We start from the raw sequence: 20,133 nt of genomic DNA, 5'->3' as shown, positions 1-20,133 counted from the left end.
GAATCAGGTTCTGCGAAAGTAGGTTTTGCCGAAAGGAGAACTCTTGAGCACCACCGCCGAGAAACTCGCCGACCTGCGACAGAAGCTGGACATCGCGAGGGAACCGGCGGGGGATGCGGGAGTCGCGAAGCGGGCCAGGAAGGGTATTCCTTCGGCCCGCGACCGGATCCATATGTTGCTGGATCCGGGGACGTTCGTGGAAATCGGTGCGCTGGTGCGCAATCCGGGCGATAAGCAGGCCCTGTACGGCGATGGTGTGGTGACGGGTCACGGGCTGGTCGAGGGCCGGCCCGTGGCGGTTTTCTCGCACGATCAGACGGTGTACGGCGGTTCGGTCGGGGAGATGTTCGGCCGGAAGGTCGCGGGCATCATGGAGTTCGCGGCCAAGGTGGGGTGCCCGGTGGTGGGTATCAATGATTCCGGTGGCGCGCGGGTGCAGGAGGCGGTGACCTCGCTGGCCTGGTATGCGGAGCTGGGTCGCCGGCAGGAGCCGCTTTCCGGTCTGGTGCCGCAGATTTCGATGATCCTGGGTAGTTGTGCGGGTGGTGCGGTGTATGCCCCGATCAATACCGATGTGGTGGTGGCGACCGAAGAGGCGTACATGTTCGTCACCGGTCCCAAGGTGATTCGTGAGGTCACCGGTGAGGACGTGAGCCTGGAGGAGCTGGGTGGCGCTCGCAGTCAGGCGGAGTACGGCAATATCCATCATGTCGCGAAGGATGAACGCGCGGCGTTCGATTGGGTGCGCGAGTATCTGAGTTATCTGCCGTCGAGTTGCCAGGAGTTGCCGCCGATCGTGAATCCCGGTCTGGAGCCGGAGATTACGGAGTCGGATGTGGAGCTGCGCGGTGTGGTGCCGGATGCGGACAATGCCGGTTACGACATGCACGAGATTCTGATCCGCATCTTCGATGACGGTGCGTTCCACGAATTCGGTGAATCCGCGGGGAAGAACGTGATCTGTGGTTTCGCGCGGGTGGACGGCCGGACGGTGGGTGTGGTCGCGAATCAGCCGCTGGTTTATGCGGGTGCGCTGGATGCGCGTGCTTCGGACAAGGCCGCGCATTTCGTGCGGTTGTGCGACGCTTTCGAAATCCCGCTGGTGTTCGTGGTGGACACTCCGGGTTTCCTACCCGGGGTGGAACAGGAGAAGATCGGCGTGATCAAGCGCGGCGGTCGTTTCATCTTCTCGTTCGTGGAGGCCACGGTGCCGAAAGTGACCGTGGTGATTCGTAAGTCGTACGGCGGCGGTTATGCGGTGATGGGTTCCAAGCAGCTGGGCGCGGATGTGAATCTGGCCTGGCCGACGGCCCGTATCGCGGTGATGGGTGCGGAGAGCGCGGTCTCGTTGATCGGCGCGAAATCGCTGGATGCGGCGCCCGAGGAGCAGCGGGCCGCGATGCGTCAGCAGATGATCGATTTCTACAACGCGACCATCGCGACGCCCTGGGTGGCGGCGGAACGCGGTTATATCGACGCCGTGATCGACCCGTCCTCGACCCGGTTGGAGATCCGTCGCGCCCTGCACTTGCTGCGCGGTAAGAAACTGGCCCGCAACCCCCGCAAACATCACCTGCTGCCCTTGTGACCAGGGCGCGACCGGTGCGGCTCGCCGATTGTGGCGAATCGACCGGTCACCTGCCCCGGATATGAGAGCCTTCAGCTATGAGTACCTCACCGAAGGCATTGCTCGAAGGTGGGCCGGATGGCCTGGAAACACGCATTGTGCCCATTACGCCACCTGGGGTGGAGTTGCGGGTGGCCTTCGGGGGCGGCTACGAGCGATTCAAAGTGACCTCGCGCTGGCAGGACACGATAGAGGGCAGTCTGCCCGTCTACGAGTGGGTCGCGCACGTAGACCATAAGCACTGACAAATAAAAGCAGTGGCCGCCCGCATTGCGGGCGGCCACTTGGATCATCTCGCGGGGTGCGTCCCCGCTACGACACGCGCAGTTTGCCGGGGGACCAGAGGCCGGAGCGGGTCACCGTATGGGTGTCCAGCTGGGCGGCCTTGGCGTCGTAGTACTGGTCGTAGCGTTCCAGGGAGCCCCAGTCGCGGTCCCAGTTGTCCTTCAGATAGGTCGGCACCGTGGTGGATTTGGCGAGCATTTCGGTCCAGCCGAGCGGGCCGCCGTTCTCCTCGGACTGCCAGGTGTCGGTGGAGCTGACGGCCAGCGGGCGGTCGGGGAGGATGCGGTAGTTCGGTACCTCGGCGACGCCGTCGAGGTGGTTGAACGGCCGCTGGCACGGGAACTGCAGGCCGACGGCCCAGTCCAGCAGGATGGGCTGGTCCTTGCCGAGGAAGCTGTTGAGCGACACCAGCTTCGGGACGCGCGGCGGGGTGAAGGCGAGCCACTGGTCGCCGATGAGCACGCGGCGTTCGGCGTGGATGCGGACGGTGTCGGCGTCGCCGGGCAGTGCGGAGCGCGGGATGCGCAGGTTGCGCCACGAGGGGGCGGGCCCGATATCGCGGGGCAGGTATTCGCCGAGTTGGGTGACGCTGCCGTCGGCATTGCGGTGGCCGTACTGGAGCACCAGTTTCTGGCCGTAGGTCATGTTCCCGGTGTCGTCGAAGGACAGGATGCGCCCGGCGGCCGACAGCACGATGAGCGGGGAATCCGGTGTGGCCGCGGGCAATCCGTACCAGCTGGAGGTGAGTTCGGCGGGCTGTTGCACGCCGTTCTGGTAGCTGCCCTGGACGGGGGTGGTGGCCGGGTCGAGGCCGAAGGGCAGGGCGACGGTGGAGCCGTTGACGCCTTCGGCGCCCTTGCCGCCGCCGGTGCCGGCGTTCTGGCCCTTGGCGAAGGCGGGGCCGATGGTCTGGCCGTCGGTGTTGCCGGTGCCCGGTTTCACCTCGACGCTGTCGGCGTCGATCTTGTCGGGAACGCCGTTGGGGGAGAAGCCGGTCGGGTTCTCGCCGGCGAGCGGGTCGCCGTTGGCGGGCGGGTGCGCCTCGTCGACGATCGGGGTGAGGCGGCCGCCGTTCGGATCGTTCTCGACCAGTACGTCATTGGCGATGCCGCAGGTCTTGCCTTCCAGCGCATCGAGGTTGGAGCGCCCGATGGAGTAGGCCGGGTACTGCGTGGCCGCGCCCTTGACCATCGACAGCACCTCGAAGAGCACCATGAACGCGGCGACCAGGGTGAGCGGCATGGCCGCGAAGCGGCGAATGCGCCGTCCGCGTGCGTTTTTCACGCCTTCCTCGGGTTTCGCGTAGCCCTCGCGCAGCGACTGCCACAGCACCACCGCCAGCGCCAGCCCGAACAGCACCAGCAGCAGCGTGTTCGACTGGTGTCCGTGCAGGGAGACGGTCTTGTCGAACCACGGCACGCCGTAGCTGGACACGTACCAGTAGCCGTTGATGCCGGAGAAGGCGACGGCCAGCATGAACAGCAGTCCGGCCAGGAAGATGGACCGGTTCTTGCGCGACCGCAGCGCGGTGGCGGAGACCGCGACCGCGGTGACCGCGGCCAGCGAGCCGGCGATGCCCGCGTACGCGCCGAAGTGGTGGGTCCACTTGGTCGGGTTGAACATCATGAAGAAGAGGGTGCCGAAGACCACGCCCATGAGCCGCCAGGTGGGCCCGGACGCGATGCCCGGCACCTGCCGCCGCCGCAGCAGCACCAGCATGGTGGTGATGAGGCAGAGGATCATGACGAGGAACGCGAAGCGCCGCGACAGCGAGCCGTCCACGGTGGCCACGAACAGGTAGTAGTAGCGCAGGTAGTCCTCGTACCAGGCCAGGTTGGGCCCGATGATCTGCCGGACCCGGTCGGCCTCCATGATCCCGGCGAAGGTCTGGTCCGCGAAAACGACCACCAGCACCACGAATCCGGCCGCCGCGATGGGTGCGAGCAGGGCGACGGTGCTGCCGCGCCCGTACGCCTTGTGCCGGCGCACCACGATCTTCACGAACGGCCGCAGTCCGGCGAGCAGTGCGGCCACACACATGAGGCCCGTCGGCGCCGCGGCGAGTGTGAAGGCCGCGAACAGCACCGCCAGGGCGGCGGGCAGCAGCCGCGAGGTCGCGATGGCGCGTTCGATGGACACCCAGGTCAGCAGCGCGCCCAGGGCCACGATGGGCTCCGACCGCAGGCCGTTGTCGTAGGGCAGCCAGAAGGCGAGGAACACCAGGCCGCCGGTCCACAGCGCGACCTTGGAGGTGGCGACGCCGCGGCCGAGTCGCGGCACCACCTCGCGGCTGATCACCATCCAGGACAGAATTCCGCAGAGCAGCGCGGGAATTCGCACCCACGGGCTGGCGGTGGAGATGTCCGCGAAGACCTGGATGACGTAGTAGTACCAGCCGAACGGCGCCTCGGGGACGCCGAACCAGCGGAAGTAGTTGGCCAGGTAGCCGGCGTGCGGCGCGACCCGGACCATGGTGAGGATGTAGCCGTCGTCGGAGGTGTTGGCGCCCACGAAGTGCCACACCAGCAGCGTGCCGATGATGCCGCCGTCCGCCCAGGTCGGCTTCAGCCAGTGCGAGGGGAAGAAGCGCCGGTGCCCGCGCCCGTCACTGGTGTCGAGGACGCCGAGCGCGCCCATGGCCAGCAGGGTCAGCAGTACCGCGGCGACGGTGGCGGCGATCTTGAGGATGCCGGGCACGGAGGAGAAGCGCGAGTCCACCGTCATGTGGAACGAAAGCCCCTCGGGGACCGCGCCTTTCATATCGGTGAAGACGCCGACCACCTGCGGCCGCAGGTCACCGTTCAGCGTCCCGTCGAGCGGGGCGACGGTGCCGTCGGGCAGCGTGCGGGTGAGGCCCTCGAAGTGCGCGTAGGTCTTGGTGATGTCCGAGGTGATGACGATCCGCGAGCAACCGGCCATTTCGGACCGGGGCGCCGACGCCACGGGCGCATTGCGGTCCAGCACGTCCACGCTGTCCCCGGAGACGCGGACGAACAGGGCCTGCAGGTCCGCGCCCGTGCCCTGCGGGGGCGCGGTGGCCAGCAGCATGCCGCCGCGCGGATCGACCTGATCGATTGCGCTGCACGGAATACTGACATTCAGGTCGATCGGGACCTGGGACATGAGCGGCGCCTGGACATTGCCCAGGGTGCCGCTCTGCGGCCAGTTCAACTCCGCGGCAGTCTGTTTCACCGGGAGGAACGGCGTGGCGAGCGCGAAGAGCGCGCCCAGCAGACCGGCGACTATCGCGATGAGCTTTGCGATCCGAAAGTCGCGCGGTGTAGCTGGTGCGGTCGCCGGGTTTTCCGGCTTGGTCAACACTGCAGAGGCGTCGGGCACGGTTGCTGATCGTAGTGCCCCGGAGTGTGAGTGTTGCGGTTCACTCCGGCAGGTCCGATCGCATGGTTCGCAACACGAAAGAGGCCCGCCCGGAATCGTGTTCCGAGCGGGCCTTTCCTCGCGATTACCGAGCGCGGATCGGTGCGTCCTTAGCGAGTCCCGAGCGCGTCTGCACGGTCACGTCCAGCTTGGCCGGCGCCGCGTTCTGGACATATGGGGTGTACTTCTCCAGCGAACCCCAGTCGCGACCGTAGTCGTGGTTCAGATACGTCGGAATCGTCTGCGATTTCAGCAGCAGCATGGTCCAGCCGAGCGGCCCGCCGCCGATATCGTCCTGCCAGGCATTGGAGGCGTCCGCACCGACCCGGTCGGGCAGGATGCGCCACTCCGGCACCTCGGCGACGCCGTCGCGGTGGTTGAACGGCCGCTGGCACGGGAAGGCCAGGCCGACATGCCAATCCTCCAGCACGGGTGCGGTGCGACCGACCAGCTTGTCGAGGGTCTCCAGCTTGGGCAGGCGCGGCGGGGTGACCGCCAGCCACTGCTTGGGCGTGATGTCGGGGGCCGCGGCGACCAGGCGAACGGCATTGGTGCCCTTGGGCAGCTGGTCGAGCGGCACCCGCAGATTGCGCCAGGACGGGTTGGGCCCGATGTCGATGGGCCGGATCCGCCCGGTGTTCGTGACGGTCCCGTCGGCGGCGCGGTTGCCGTATTCGACCCACAGGTCCTGGCCGTAGGTTTCGACGCCGTCCTTGTTGTAGGACTTGATGCGCCCGGCCGCGGTCACGATGAGCACCTTGTACGCGGGATTGTCGCGGACGCCGTCGATATCGGCCCGGTACCACTGGGTGGTGAGGTTGGCGACCTGCTTCTCGCCGGTGGTGTAGCTGCCCATGACCGGTGTGGTGGCCGGGTCGAGGCCGAAGGGCAGGGCGACGGTGCTGCCGTTGATGCCGGTCTCGGCGCTGGTGCCGCCTCCGGTGCCCGCGCCGGTGGTGTTGCTGGTCTTGTTGCCGGATTTGTTGTCGTTCACCGAGTTGGCGCTGCCGGTGACGGTTTCCTCGGCGTCGGCGGTGAGGTCGGCGGCCACGCCGTTGGGGGTGAATCCGGTGTTCTGCGCGGCCAATCCGTCGGCGTCGGAGCCGGTCCACGGGTGCAGCAGCGAGTCCTTGGTGTCGGTCTCGGCCAGCACCTCGTTGGCGAGGGCGCACGAATCGCCCTTCAGGGCACGCAGGTTCGATTCGGCGATGGAGTAGGCCGGGTACTGCGAGACGGCGGCCTTGGCCAGCGACAGCACCTCGAACAGCACCAGTACGGCGGCCGCGATGGTGAGCGGCATGCTGGCGAACTTGTCGAAGCCGCGCACCGGTTTGGGCCGCGCGTACGGCTCCCGGAAGTGCTGGAACGCCGCGATCAGCAGGCACAGCACGGCCAGGCCCAGGAACAGGGTGGAGAAGCCCTTGCCCGCGATGAGCGGCGCCTTGTCGTAGAACGGCACCCCGTAGCTGGACACGTACCACCAGCCGTTGGAGCCGGTGAAAGTGATTGCGAGCAGGAACAATACGGCCGCCGCGAACAGTGTCCGGTTCCGCGGCGTGCGAATCCCCTTGACGCCCACCGCGACCGCGGCCAGCGCCGCCACCGAGCCCGCCAGGCCCGCGTACACGCCGAAGTGGTGCGTCCACTTGGTGGGCGTGAACATCATGAGGAACAGCGACATGAAGATGATGCCGAGGATCCGCATGGACGGCCCGCGCGAGGTGCCCGGAATGCGGCCGTTCTTGCGCAGCGCCACCATGACGCATACGAACAGGCACAGCAGCATGGCGAGAATGCCGAAGCGGCGGGCCAGCGAGCCGTCCGGGGAGAGCATGAGCAGCGAATCCCAGCGGGTGCGCTCGTCGAACCAGGCCACGTTGGGACCGATGAGCTTCCGGACCCGGGTGGCCTCCATGACCGAGGCGAGCGTCTGGGCCGCGAAAACCACCACCAGCACCAGGGTTCCGGCGGCCACGCCGGGCGCCAGCAGCGCGCCGTAGCGCAGCAGCCAGGAGCCTTCGCCCTTCGCGCGTTTGATGATGATCTGCAGCACCGGCCGCGCGCCCGCGATGAGCGCGGCGATGCAGATGAGCCCGGTCGGCCCGGCCGCCAGCGAGAAAGCCGCGACCAGCACCGCCACCCCGGCGGGCAGCAAACGTCCTGTGGCAATGGCCCTTTCGATGGAGGCCCAGGTCAGCAGTGCGCCGGCCGCGATGAGCGGTTCGGGGCGCAGGCCGTTGTCGTAGGGCATCCAGGCGGCCAGGAACACCAGCGCCGCGGTCCAGACGGCCACATTGTCGCGGCGTACCCGCGCGCCCAGGCGCGGCAGTACCTCGCGGCTGATGACCAGCCAGCAGACGATCCCGGCCAGCAGGGAGGGCAGTCGCATCCACGGGCTGGAGTCGCTCACCCGGGTCATCCAGGCCAGTACCTCGTACGGCCAGCCGAAGGGGGCCTCGGCGACGCCGAACCAGCGGTAGTAGTTGGCCATGTAGCCCGAAACCCGGGAGGCGCGGGCCATATTCAGGATGTAGCCGTCATCGGAGGTATTGGCGCCGATGACGTGCCACACCACCAGCGTGCCCAGTACGGCGACGTCGGGGAGTCGCACCCGCCACCAGTGCGCGGGCAGCAGGCGGCGGTGCTTGCGGCCGTCGGTGTTGTCCAGCAGGTGCAGCGCGACCAGCGCGATGAGCGTGAACAGCACGGCGCCGACGGTGGCGAGGATCTTGAGCCAGCTGGGGCTGGAGGTGAAGCGGGCGTCGATGTGCACTTCCGCGTGCGCGCCCGCGAGCTGATCGCGGTTCAGATCGGTGAACAGCCCCACCACCTGCGGCCGGTTGTCACCGTTCACGCCGCCCTGAAAAGGCGTGCCGTCCTTGCGATTCACGCCGGTGAAGTCGACCTTGGTGGCGGTGTTGTCCGAGTGCACGGTCAGCGCGCCACAGTTCGCGATCTCCGAGACCGGCGCCGAGAGCAGCGGGATATTGCGCACCAGCGCGGACACCGTGGGCCCGTTGGTGGCATCGTCCTCGACCTTCACGACCAGCCCCCGGTCGGTGGCCTTCCCCGACCCGACCGGCACGGTCGAGAACAGATCGGTCCCGGCCGCCGCGTCGCGGATCACCGTGCACGGCAGGCTCACCGACAGGTTCAACGGCACATACGACACCAGCGGCGCCTCGACGCTGGCCGTATCCCCCTGCGGCCACGTCAAAGTCGGCGTGTCCTGCCGCACGGGCAGGATCGGCGTGATCACCGCCAGCAGAAAGCCCAGCAGTCCGGAGACCAGGGCGATGAGGCGGATGCGTGTGAACCTTCGGGTGTCTGCGCGCACGAGCAACGATGCTAGCTGTGCCGGATTTGCCCTCCGCTCCACTCCGGGCGTGTTCGCGGCCCCTAAGTCTCAATTCTTCCCTCCCTCCGCTCCTCCGCTGCGCTCCCCCGCGTCGAGGCGGAGGTTTATCAAGCCGCAGTCCAGAATCGAGCCGGGCCGCGAACCTGCGTGTGGCCGAATTCGCATTCGTGCGTCAGGATGGTTGGTATCCGAACTGGGCGAGGGGCCGGGCCGGGAAGAACTGAACGAGGAACCATGACCGAGCTGCGACCCGGTGCGGTGATTGCCGGGTATGTGATCGCGCGGCGGATCGGTGCCGGGGGGTCGGGAGTCGTCTTCGCGGCGCGTCATCCGCGGTTGCCGAGGCTCACGGCCCTGAAGATCTTGAAGCGTGACGATCCCGGCAATGACGACGAGGTCTGGAAGCGGTTCGAACGCGAGGCGGACATCACCGCCGAGTTCGATCACCCGAATATCGTGCAGGTCTTCGATCGCGGCGTCGCGGACGACCTGTTCTGGATCTCCATGCAGTTCGTGGACGGCCCGGATGCGGCACAGCTGCACGATGTTTCGCCGGAGCGGGCGCTGCGCATCGCCGGTGAGATCGCCGCCGCGCTGGACTACGCGCACGGCAAGGGCGTGCTGCACCGGGATGTGAAGCCGTCCAATATCCTTGTCGCCGATCAGGACAGCGGCCGTCCGGAACGCGCGCTGCTGACCGATTTCGGTATCGCCCGGCTGCGGGACGAGACCACGCGACTCACGCATACCGGAAATATCTCCGCCACTTTCGCTTTCGCGTCGCCGGAGCAGGTATCAGGCAAACCGGTCGGTCCGCAATCCGATCAATACTCCTTGGCCTGCACGCTTTTCGTCCTCCTCACCGATCAGCGCCCCTTCCGCGCCGACAATCCGCTCGGCTGGGTCTACGCGCACACCCAGGAGAGCCCGCAACACGTCAGCGAGGCCCGCTCCGACCTGCCCACCGACATGGACGCCGTCTTCGAGCGCGCCATGGCCAAGGACCCGCAGGACCGCTACGACACCTGCACCGATTTCGTGGCGGCAGCCACCGCCGCCTACTACTCGGATCCGGCCAAGGCCGTCACCGCCCCCGCCCGCCTCCTGCCGTACCCACCGCCCCCGCCGCCGCCCCGCCGGATAGCCGGGACGGCCCGGAAAAGCCGCCGCCAGTGGCTGTTCCGCAAACGGATCCTGGTGCCCGCCGCGGTGATACTGCTGGCCGCCGCCGGCACCGGCGTGGCCTTCTCGCTCGGCAGCTCGCCGCCCGCGCCGGCCCCGGCCGGAGCGGTCCCCGAGAAGTTCCTCGGCACCTGGCTCGATACCGAAGGCCAGACCAACTACCGGCTCGAGGTGCAGCAGGGCCTGGTCGGCGATTCGGTGCTCACCAATATCGTGGACGGCGTGCTGCCCGACGGCGCACCCTTCCACTGCTCGTTCTCGGCGCCGCTCACCCAGGTCCCCGGCGACGACCGCCTGCTGATCGGCACCTCCGTGATCGTGGAGAAGGATCCGGTCAATGCCTGCCGCGCCAACGGACCCACCACCCTCACCCTGCTGCCGGACGGCCGGGTGAGCCGGAAAACCGATGTGAGCGGCCTGATCACCTACACCCGCCGCCGCCAGCTGGCCGAATCCTGGGGTGATCACCGGGCCATCGGCCAGGCCTTCCCTAGCCTGGTCGGCGAGCTGGCCGTGAACGGCCGCGCGGTGGGCTGGCAGGGCGCGGTCTGCCAGCGGCAGGACCCGGGCCCGCACGCCGCCACCGCGCTGCAGGGTGCGCGCGCCATCGTCTGCAATGCCGAGGACACCACCGGCCAGATGCGTTTCGACGTCTACGATTTCGGTACCCGCCCGAGCCAGTCGGCGGGTGCGCTGTTCTTCGACGGCCGCGCCCGGGTCACCCAGTTCGCGCAACAGGATGTGGCCGGCGCCCTGACCGTCACCACGGGCGAGACCATCGATCTCGCGAGCACGCGGGACAGCGACAACAGCAAGGTGCCCGCCGCCATCACCTTCCCGGACGGCGATCCGCGGTCGCGCTTCGTCATGGTGCTGCGGTGGCCGGGCCACACGACCGACAATGTGTTGAACGACTGGCTGTCGCGAGCGCCTTTGAAGTAGTAGGGGGCGGATGCCCATGACCGATCTGCGACCCGGTGAAGTGGTTGCCGGATACGTCATCGAGCAACGGATCGGGGCCGGAGGATCCGGAACCGTCTACGCGGCAAGGCATCCGCGACTACCCCGGCTGGCCGCCCTCAAGGTCTTCAGCAGGGACGATGTCGACACGGACGCGGAGCAGTTCCATCGCTTCCAGCGGGAGGCCGATATCACCGCCCGCTTCGACCACCCCAATATCGTCTCGGTCTACGACCGCGGGGTGGACGGCGGCCGGCTGTGGATCGCCATGCAGTACGTGCCCGGCACGGACGCCGAAACCGAATGGGGCACAACCCCGGAGCGCGCCTTCCGGATCGCCGCGGACATTGCCGGGGCCCTGGACTATGCGCACGGCAAGGGCGTACTGCACCGGGATGTGAAGCCGTCCAACATCCTGCTGTCGCCCGCGGAGGACGGCCGGGTGGAGCGCGCGCTGCTCACCGATTTCGGCATCGCCCGGCTGCGCGACGAGTCGACCCACCTCACCCGCACCGGAAATGTCGCGGCCACCTTCGCCTTCGCCTCGCCGGAACAGCTGGCCGGGCAGCCCCTGGATCCGCGCACCGACCAATACTCGCTGGCCTGCACGCTTTTCGTGCTGCTCACCGGTGTCCGCCCGTTCCGCGCCACCGACATGGTGAGCTGGATGTACGCGCACACCCAGCTGGCGCCGCTGCACGTGTCGGAGGTCCGTCCGGACCTGCCCGCGGCCCTGGATCCGGTCTTCGATCAGGCCTTGGCCAAGGATCCGAATCAACGCTTCGGCGGCTGCGCGGATTTCGTGGACGCGGCCTGGTCCGCCTGGGCGACCTTCGGCGTCCCGACGGTCACCGATCCGCAGCGCCGGCCGCCCGGGCCGGCCGCTACCACGAACCGCTACCGCGCCGATCCGAGTGCACCGCAGGGCGGTTCGCCGGTCAGCGGCCCGCACCGGAGCCCGACGTGGGGTGCGGACCCGCCCGCCGGTGTCCGGGATCGTTCGCCGAGCAATCCGCAGGGTCGCTGGCCGTGGGGTGTGGAGGCGGCGGCCGCGAGCGGTGCGGCCGACCGGTCTCCTTCCGGCGGTTCGAGTTACCCGCGCGACTGGGAGACCATGCTCGCGCCCGAGCGCGGCATGCACCGGACCGCCGGGGGCGACGGAAACGCTCGCGGCGGGGGCGGCGGCAGCGGTATCGGCGGGCGGGTCCTGGTGGGCGCCATCGCCGGATTGGCGGCGGCGCTGGTCGTCGGCGTCGCGCTGTGGGGGGTGGTGACGCTGGAGAGCAGCAGTCGCAGCCACGACACCCCGCTGTCCGCCACGGTGCCCACCGCCGGGCTGGCTCCCACGGTGGCCCCGGTCACCACCACGACGGTCGCGCCCGTGGCGGCCGGTCAGGTGCCGGCGGCGCTGATCGGGAACTGGGCGGGCACCAGCAATATCAATACCGACGGCTATCAGCTCACCATCCGGCAGGGCGGGGTGAACCAGGTCGTCATGACCTCGATCGTGACGTACAACGGCAGCGTCCTGTGCGCCTTCGACTATCAGCTGCTGAACTCCGACAGCGACTCCATCACCGTCGGCAACGGCGTGGTCACCACCGGGGGTTCGGACTGCACACCGCAGAATCCGGAGACCGTCACGCTCAGCGGTGTCCAGTTGATCCGGAACCTGTCGGTCAGCGGGCGGGTGGTCTACAACCGCGGGAGCTGAGTGCTACTGGGCCTGCACCAGATTGCGGACATCCCAGACCCAGACGTCGTCGACCTGCTGGCCGGGGAAGCCGAGCAGCTGGTCCATCGACTGCCGCAGCACGTCCTCGTTGTCGGTGGGCGGGAGCACCACCACATCGGCATGCCAGTAGCGCAGATCGACCAGGGCCTGGGCGCGTTCGGCATCGCCGATCGCCGGAACCTTGTTGGACTGCTGGGCTTTCAGCAGCAGGCTGGCGGTCGGGCGATCGTCGGGACCGTAGCGGCCCTTCTTGCTGGTGCCGGTCGGGCCGACGAAATAGCCACCGGCAATGGGGAATTCGAACCCGGAGTCGGCCTGCCAGCGCAGCGCGCGGGCGTCCACCGGGGTGGGCGGCGGCGCCATCACCACGGAGCCGTTCGAAATATACTGGCGCACAGTGCCGTCCGCGAAGAACTCGGGTGTGGGCGACCGCTGCACCACCGGCAGGATCGTCGGGGTGAGCGGCACCAGCGCCAGCGCGATGGCCGCGAACCAGGCCAGCGGCCGCCAATCGGTCGCCGAGATGCGCCAATAGTCCAGGGCGCGTTGGGTTCCCATGGCCAGCACCACCGCGATGGCCGGAATGGCCGCCATGGTGAACCGGGACTCCAGCACCGAATTCAGCAGCGGCACATTCTCCAGATGCTTCCACGGCAGGCTGATACCGGTGTTGTGCCGCCCGATCATGAGCTGCGCGCCCAGCGACAGCACGGTGCCCGTGACGATCACCGTGGCGGCCGCGCGCACGATGCGCTCCCGGAACATGAACACGACGGTCAGGCCGAGCAGAATCCACAGCGGCCAGCCGAAATACGCGTTCTCCTCGGTGGCGTTGATGGCCACGTTCTGCCCGGGCAGGAACATGCCGCCCAGCGATTCCGACGGGAACTGGTACAGCGACTTGAGGTCGTTGTTCATCGGACCGTGGTCGATGGACCGGTAGGACTGCGGGCCGAAGAACTGCCACCACAGCGGAATCTCGGTGAACGCGATGGTGATCAGCGCGGCCAGCAGCAGGGTCGGCGTCATGCCGCGCAGCACGCGCAGTCCGGTGCGCGGGGCGTGCAGGTAGTAGACGACCGCGTACAGGCCGAAGGCCAGCGCGAAGATGAGCAGCGGTTCCTCACCGAGCGCGATCTGCAGCGAGATCAGCAAGCCCAGGATGAACGCGTCCCGCAGGCTGTACCTTTTGCCCTGCGCTTCGCTCCGGGCGGGTTCGCGGCCCTGAAGTCTCGATTCTTCCCTCCCTCCGCTCCTCCGCTTCGCTCCCCCGCTCCACTCAGTCCAGAATCGAGCCGGCCGCGAACCATGAGCGTGCTGGCGGCGGCGGGCCATACGGATCAGGTGCAGGGCGATCAGCGGCAGCAGGGCCAGCAGCACGAAGTTCGGGTGCGCGTTCGCGTGCGAGATCATGGCGGGCGCGAAACCGCAGAACAGGCCGCCGACGGCCGCCGCGACCCGGGAGGTCACCAGTTCCCGGGAGAACAGCCAGTACCAGGCGAACGCGGTGCCGGCCAGGCCCATGGTGAGCACCAGCACGAAGGTGACGGTCGGGCCGAACAGCAGAGTGACCGGGGTGAGCGGCACGCCGACGCCGAACATGGCGGTATTGGCCATCATGTTCACGCCGTCGGGATAGTTCTGCAGGTTGGTGCCCAGCGGGTTGTGCAGATGCGCGACCTGATGCGCGGTGACGGCGAAGAACCATTCCCACATGGTCTGGTCCTGGCCGCTCTTGACGAGATAGCCGCTGCCCGTATTCCGCCACTGTCCCGACAGCACCAGCACCGCCAGCGACAGGTAGCCGGCCGCCACGAAGAGATCGGCCCGCGCCATCCGGATCCGCCGCGCGACACGCTGCGGCGGAGAAAGTCTGGGGGAGGCCGTATCCGGTACGGTCCGTTCGAGAACTGCTACCGCAGAGCCGTCTTCGGTTGTGCGGTCGGTTGCCCACCCCTGTGCCACGCGTTGACTCCTCTTGCCTTACACAATCAGCGGCCCACGCTACCGGGTTCGACTGAGATTGCACTGGCAAGTCGGGGAGTTATCCACAGAACCCACCCTCCATCCCCAGGAATAGACCTATTTCTGGGGATAAGTGATGCTTGTCTCGTTACGGAGTCGAGACTCGGACCACGAGTGTGAACGGGCCCACATCCGTCACCTTGAACCGCGGATCGTCGAAGAGGGTCTTCGGGAACCCGACCGTGTACCGCTTCACATTCGGATCGTTCGGGTACACATCCGCCGACAGCCGCAACGTGTACTGATCACCCGAGTTCCGGAACAGGAACGCGTCCGGCGCCCGCCACGGCGAGTGATTCAGGGCGTCGATCAACTCCGCGGGCGACTTCAGCGTCGTCCATCGCTTGATTTCCGTTGCGCGCCCGTCGAAGTCGGCCAGCGGGTTCGCGTAATGCGAAGTGAGCTGCTGGAATCCGTAGTATGGGTAGATCGCCAGGAAGCTGGTGTCGGCGGTCAGCACCACACTCTTGTCGCGCGGCCGCCCGGTCTGCGCCAGCAGATCCGCGTCGATCTCCCTGTAATGCGAGACGGCCGACGGCGGCCGCTTGTCCGCGCGCTCCCCGTTCCCGTCGGTATCGGTATACGCGGTGGTGATCTCCGCCCGCAGCACATGCGGAATGTCCTGCGTGAACGCCACCGCGCCGATGATCGCCAGCGCCGCGGCGACAGTCCGGAAGCGATTCGGCTCGTTCAGCATCTGATAAACGGCCCGCGCACCCTCCGCGAACCCGAACACACCCGCCGCCGCCAGCAGCGTCAGCAGAATCGGCTCCAACCGGAACGACAGCAGCGTGGTCCCCGCCGCCGTGGCCGCCATGGACAGCAGGCACCACAGATAGATGGCCACCACACTGATCCCCAGCGCCTGCGCGCGCCGCGAACTCGCGGCCCGCACCACCAGCCAGATGGTGCCGACCAGGCAGAAGGCGCCCAGCAGATCGAAATGCGCCATGGGCAGCGGCAATTCCGAACCGGGCTCGGGCAGATAGTGGAATGCCGTGCCGCCCTTGGGCATCTTCGTGCCGCTCAGCAGCTTCGAGAAGAAGGGCAGCCATACGGTCAGCGCCAGCACGCCGGCGATGACGCCCATAGTGATGAGCCGCAGCAGAATCGGCCACACCACCCGCCACGCGCGCTCGGCACGCAGTTGGAAGCCCGCCGACACCAAGGCCATCAGGCAGACGGTGAAGACGGCCACCACGAAGAACAAGCTGTAGAACGTCGCCGACAGTCCCAGGAAGAGCCCGGTCCCGATGACCGCACCCCAACCCCCGGCGGTTCCCGTGCTGCCCGCTCCGCGCTCGGCAGGGCGGTAGAGCGCCCCCCATGCCAGCACCATGGCCGGTGCGAACAACAGCACCAGTACGGCGCTGTAGGCCTCCGGTGACCCGTACGCCAGCGTCATCACGGTGACCGCCGCCGCGACGGCGATCGCCCAGTCGGCCCGGATCAGCTTGGACCACAACACAAGCGCGATGACCGCCGCCACCGACAGCCCGAGAATGGCGAACGGCTTGAACGCCTCCCACCCGGCCATCCCGGTGAGCGAGGCGAACCGCCCGCCGAACCAGAACCACCCGGCCGGATAGAACGGCGGCAGATCGACGTAGTTCATATCGTGCAGCGCCGCACTGTCGGTCAGCCGCGTCAGATACTGCGTGCGGAATTCCTGATCCACGGAGATCCCGAGCAGGTACAGCTTGGTGGCCGCCAGCGGCATCCCCAGCGTCACCGTCACCAGCGACGAAATACCGACCCAGGACAGCAGTTTCGCGACCCGGGGCCACTTGCGCAGCCGCAGCAGCAGAATCGCCACCACCAGCAGCGCCAGCGCCACCACCTGACCCACGGTCGTGATGGCCTTGGTGACATTCGACGAATTGAATGCCGGCCAGTGCACGACCGAGAACGCGACCAGCCCGACCCCCGCCACCACCGCCGCAACCACGGCCGCCAGCACGGCCTCCCCAGCCGCACCCCCCGCCTGCCGCGCCAACAGCGCCCCCCGGCCGCCCGCCTGCTCGCTCATTCGCCTCCGCCTCCGGATTCATGACCATGGACCGCCCAGCAGCCTAGCCAGTGCTGCAGAGCGGAACATGTCACCATGGCTGCCGTGCCCGGACGGCACTCTCGAACTCCGGTGTCAGGGCCCTCGCCGGTAGGATTCACCTCTGTGACGACCGGTCCGACACCTGATCAGATCAGCGAGATGTGGGCGCAGTCCAAAGAACTCGACGCGATCCTCGGCATCACCGAGGAATGGATGTATTAGCAGATTCGACTGCGCGAGGAAATACGGCAGGCGGCGCTCAAAGATCGAACCGCGCACTGAGCGCGGACTTCACCAGCGCCATCTCGTCCAGGCTGAGCTGCCCCTTCGACTCCGTGAACCACGCTCTGTCGAATGCGGCAATGTCATAGACCGCTACGGTGAGCCCTGCCCCCCGGATCGGGACCGCAAGCAACTTCATGGCTTCGGGCACCTCACGGTCAGGGCGGACGCGCGCGGTCAGGACACGCTGGCGGTCGAGCATAGCCGGGGTCGCGTCCAGGATCACGACTGTCGCTTCCTGCCGAGTCAACGGGCTTATGGCGTTCCAGACCTGCCCCTGGGTGATTGCCACCGGGCCGGTCACTCGTCGAACCCCTGCGGAAACTCTTCGGCGAGGCTCGGCTGCGGGTTGCGGCGCTCGAACTCGGCGAGTTTACGCAGGTCATCTTCCAGTAGTCGCTGACGCACAGCGCGGGCTATGTAGTCCGATACATTGCCTGCCGCAGATTCGCGCACTGCTGAGGCGAGTTCGTCCGGCAGGGTGATCGTCAGCTTGGTCATACAGCGAATGATACAGCGTGAGGCTGTATCAACGGCTGGCATTGAGCTGTATTCCCTATGCTCGGCAGTTTGCGGAAACGATCACTCCGCATCGCCGAGTTCATACCGGAGCACATCCTGGGACGCGGCAGCGAAATCTGGTGCGGCCTCGACCATTCCGACGTAGGAGGGACGCCGCCAACCTGTTTCAGACGGGGCTTTCGCGACCCGGTGGTCGGCCTCTGCCCGTTCGAGATCCCACCCCTGAGCGAGCTGAAAGTAGTGTTCCCAGGCTGCCGCTCGTACCGATCGCTTTTCGCCGGGTGGCTCGGACATATGAAGAGCGTAGGGCGGTTGAGTGGTGAAGGCCGGGAATCCCGAATACGAATGCCGCGCCCCGAAAGCGGGGCGCGGCATTCGGGATAGGTCCTGAGCCGGTCGTCTAGACGGGGAGCTTGCGGAAGATCGGGCGGGGGACGTGGCGGAGGATCATCATGACGTAGCGGAAAGTGCCCGGGGCCCAGACGATTTCCTTGCCCTTTTCGGCGGCCGCGACCGCGAGGAGGGCGACGTCTTCCTTGTCGACGGTGAGGCCGTTCTCCTTGGCATGCGCGGAGAGCTTGGTGCGCACCATGCCGGGGCGGATGACCGTGACACGGGGGCCGAACTTGGCGAGTGCTTCGCCGAGGCCGAGGTAGAAGCCGTCGAGGCCGGCCTTGGTGGAGCCGTACACGAAGTTGAAGCGCCGCACGCGCTCACCCGCGACCGAGGACATGGCCAGGATCCGGCCGAACCCCTGCGCCTTCATCTTCTCGCCGAGCAGCACACCCACGGAAACCGCCGCGGTGTAGTTGATCTCGGCCATCATGACGGCCTTGCGCTGGTCCTGCCAGAAGATCTCGCCGTCCCCGTCGATCCCGAACGCCACGATCGCGATATCCACGTCCCCGCCGGCCCAGGCCGCGTCGATGACGGCCGGGTGGGTATCCGGCTCGAGCGCGTCGAAGTCGATGACCTGCACCTCGGTGGCCCCGGCGGACTTCATCAGCGCCACCGAGTCCTCGCGCAGCGGATCACCCGGCAGCGCGGCCAGGATGATGCGCGCGGGACCCTTCTTCAGGTACTCGGCGCAGATCGCCAAGCCGATCTCCGAAGTGCCGCCCAGCAGCAGAATGGATTGCGGGTTTCCTACCGCATTGATCACTGAAGCTCCAGCCTTCTCGCCATATCGGACATGAAAACGCCTGTGGGGTCGACGGTTCGACGAATCTTGATCCACTCGTCGATCCGCGGGTACATCTTGTGGAAGGTCTCCGCCGTGGTGCGGGAGTCCTTCGCGGTGTACAACCGGCCACCGAATTCCATCACGCGGCGATCGAGATCGGTGACGAGCTCGTTGAGACCGGGCCGGATCGGGAAGTCGCAGCAGATGTTCCAGCCCGGCATCGGGAAGCTCAGCGGCGCCGGGTTACCCGGGCCGAACAGCTTGAACACGTTCAGGGCCGAGATGTGCCCGGACGCCTGGATATCGATGATGATCTTCTTGAATTCCTCGACCGCTTCGGTCGGCACCACGAACTGGTACTGCAGGAATCCGGCCGGACCGTACGCCCGATTCCACTCCGCGATCATGTCCAGCGGGTGGTAGAACTGCGTCAGGTTCTGGACCTTGCCGGTGTAGGTGCCGCCCATGGCGTAGTACGCCTCGCCGACCGCGCCCAGGGTGAGCCGGTTGGCGGTGATGCTCGGGAAGATGTTCGGCACCGTGAGCAGCTGTGGCGCATCGAATTTCAGCGGATTGCGCTGCTTCTTCTTCGGCAGCTCGTCCACCTTGGCCAGCCGGCCGCGAGTGATGGTGGCGCGCCCCAGCTTCGGCTGCGGGTTCATCACGTCGAACCACGCGCTCGAATACGTGTAGTTCTCTTCGCTGCCGTCGCTGTGCGCGGCGATGGTCTCGTCCAGCGTGGTGGTCTTCACGCCGTCGTTGATGAAGTACGCGGTCTCCGTCGGGATCATCTCGATGGTGGCGCGCAGGACGATGCCGGTGAGCCCGTTGCCGCCGACGGTCGCCCAGAACAGCTTGGCGTTCTTCTTCGGCGAGATGGTCTGCACCTTGCCGTCGGCGGTCAGCAGGTCGATGGACCGGACGTGATTGCCGAAGGAGCCTTCGCTGTGGTGGTTCTTGCCGTGGATATCGGAGGCGATGGCGCCGCCGATCGTCACCTGCCGCGTGCCGGGTAGCACCGGAACCCAGAGGCCGAACGGCAGCGCGGCCTTCATGAGCTGGTCGAGGCTGACGCCGCCGTCCACGTCGACCAGGCGGGAGTCGCGGTCGATGCGGTGGATGCGGTTCAGCGCCGGCATGTCGATGACCAGGCCGCCGGAGTTCTGCGCGTGGTCGCCGTAGGAGCGGCCGAGACCGCGCGCGATGACGCCGCGGCGCAGGTGCGGGGGCTTGGAGTCGTTGTCCTCGGCGACCATGGCGACCGCATTCGCGATCAGCTCCGGGTCACTGGTCGAGAGCACTTCGGAGGTGGTGGGTGCGGTACGACCCCAGCCGGTCAGGGTGCGCGTCCGCGTCGGCAGGCTGTAGTCGCCGCTCGACACGGTGTTCGCGGACGCCTTTGACACGGTGTTCGCGGACGCCTTCGACGCAGTATCCGCACCGTCGCTGGTGGTCTGAGCTTTCGTGGACATCGGCATAGAGGCTACAGGCATAACCGGATCGAGGCTTGTGTCCGCTGTCCCCGGGACGAGGTCCCTCGAATACC

General features: G+C 67.3%; 12 protein-coding genes. 4 read left to right on the top strand and 8 right to left on the bottom strand.

All coding sequences use genetic code 11. The features are described from left to right. Positions 1–43 precede the first annotated feature (43 nt). Both ACH438_RS16650 and ACH438_RS16645 read left to right on the top strand, forming a co-directional pair. Complete coding sequence (locus tag ACH438_RS16650) at positions 44–1,588, top strand: acyl-CoA carboxylase subunit beta (RefSeq protein WP_397005882.1); 1,545 nt, start codon at positions 44–46, stop codon at positions 1,586–1,588. Positions 1,589–1,665: 77 nt separating this feature from the next. After that, positions 1,666–1,872 (top strand): DUF5988 family protein, encoded by a 207-nt coding sequence (locus ACH438_RS16645; protein ID WP_397005880.1) that lies wholly within the window; start codon positions 1,666–1,668, stop codon positions 1,870–1,872. 67 nt (positions 1,873–1,939) lie between these two features. On the opposite strand, the gene ACH438_RS16640 is transcribed toward ACH438_RS16645, so the two are convergent. Together ACH438_RS16640 and ACH438_RS16635 are read right to left on the bottom strand one after the other, a co-directional pair. Beyond that, positions 1,940–5,251: an arabinosyltransferase domain-containing protein gene (locus ACH438_RS16640; protein WP_397005878.1), complete on the bottom strand. Its 3,312-nt coding sequence runs from the start codon at positions 5,249–5,251 to the stop codon at positions 1,940–1,942. Between the two features lie 124 nt (positions 5,252–5,375). Continuing rightward, positions 5,376–8,627 (bottom strand): arabinosyltransferase domain-containing protein, encoded by a 3,252-nt coding sequence (locus ACH438_RS16635; RefSeq protein ID WP_397005876.1) that lies wholly within the window; start codon positions 8,625–8,627, stop codon positions 5,376–5,378. Between the two features lie 255 nt (positions 8,628–8,882). Between ACH438_RS16635 and ACH438_RS16630 the strand changes: the two genes are divergently transcribed. Then, a complete protein-coding gene (locus tag ACH438_RS16630; protein ID WP_397005874.1) occupies positions 8,883–10,772 on the top strand; it encodes a serine/threonine-protein kinase in 1,890 nt (629 codons plus the stop codon). Positions 10,773–10,788: 16 nt separating this feature from the next. After that, the gene (locus tag ACH438_RS16625) at positions 10,789–12,504 is read left to right on the top strand and encodes a serine/threonine-protein kinase (protein WP_397005872.1); all 1,716 of its coding nucleotides are present in this window, start codon (positions 10,789–10,791) and stop codon (positions 12,502–12,504) included. A gap of 3 nt (positions 12,505–12,507) precedes the next feature. Here ACH438_RS16625 and ACH438_RS16620 read toward each other — a convergent pair whose 3' ends face one another. The 6 genes from ACH438_RS16620 to ACH438_RS16595 all read right to left on the bottom strand — a co-directional run bounded on the left by ACH438_RS16620 (position 12,508) and on the right by ACH438_RS16595 (position 20,059). Next, positions 12,508–14,361, bottom strand: a complete 1,854-nt coding sequence (locus ACH438_RS16620; protein ID WP_397005870.1) for a glycosyl transferase — start codon at positions 14,359–14,361, stop codon at positions 12,508–12,510. Between the two features lie 277 nt (positions 14,362–14,638). Continuing rightward, positions 14,639–16,579 (bottom strand): galactan 5-O-arabinofuranosyltransferase, encoded by a 1,941-nt coding sequence (locus ACH438_RS16615; RefSeq protein WP_397005868.1) that lies wholly within the window; start codon positions 16,577–16,579, stop codon positions 14,639–14,641. A 280-nt stretch (positions 16,580–16,859) separates the two neighbouring features. Then, positions 16,860–17,186 carry a hypothetical protein gene (locus ACH438_RS16610; RefSeq protein WP_397005866.1) on the bottom strand — a complete coding sequence of 109 codons (327 nt, stop codon included), beginning with the start codon at positions 17,184–17,186 and terminating at the stop codon, positions 16,860–16,862. Next, positions 17,183–17,383 carry a hypothetical protein gene (locus ACH438_RS16605; RefSeq protein WP_397005864.1) on the bottom strand — a complete coding sequence of 67 codons (201 nt, stop codon included), beginning with the start codon at positions 17,381–17,383 and terminating at the stop codon, positions 17,183–17,185. Before ACH438_RS16605 ends, ACH438_RS16610 begins: the two co-directional genes overlap by 4 nt. Before the next feature lie 421 nt (positions 17,384–17,804). Next, positions 17,805–18,566, bottom strand: coding sequence for a decaprenylphospho-beta-D-erythro-pentofuranosid-2-ulose 2-reductase (locus ACH438_RS16600; RefSeq protein ID WP_397005862.1), 762 nt, complete (start codon positions 18,564–18,566; stop codon positions 17,805–17,807). After that, positions 18,563–20,059 (bottom strand): FAD-binding protein, encoded by a 1,497-nt coding sequence (locus ACH438_RS16595; protein ID WP_397005860.1) that lies wholly within the window; start codon positions 20,057–20,059, stop codon positions 18,563–18,565. Before ACH438_RS16595 ends, ACH438_RS16600 begins: the two co-directional genes overlap by 4 nt. Between the last annotated feature and the right edge of the window lie 74 nt (positions 20,060–20,133).

The organism is Nocardia sp. NPDC020380, assembly GCF_044386975.1.
In the GTDB taxonomy this organism is placed as follows: domain Bacteria; phylum Actinomycetota; class Actinomycetes; order Mycobacteriales; family Mycobacteriaceae; genus Nocardia.
Note: the sequence above shows the minus strand (reverse complement) of the source record. Positions and strands in the feature narration are given on the sequence as shown.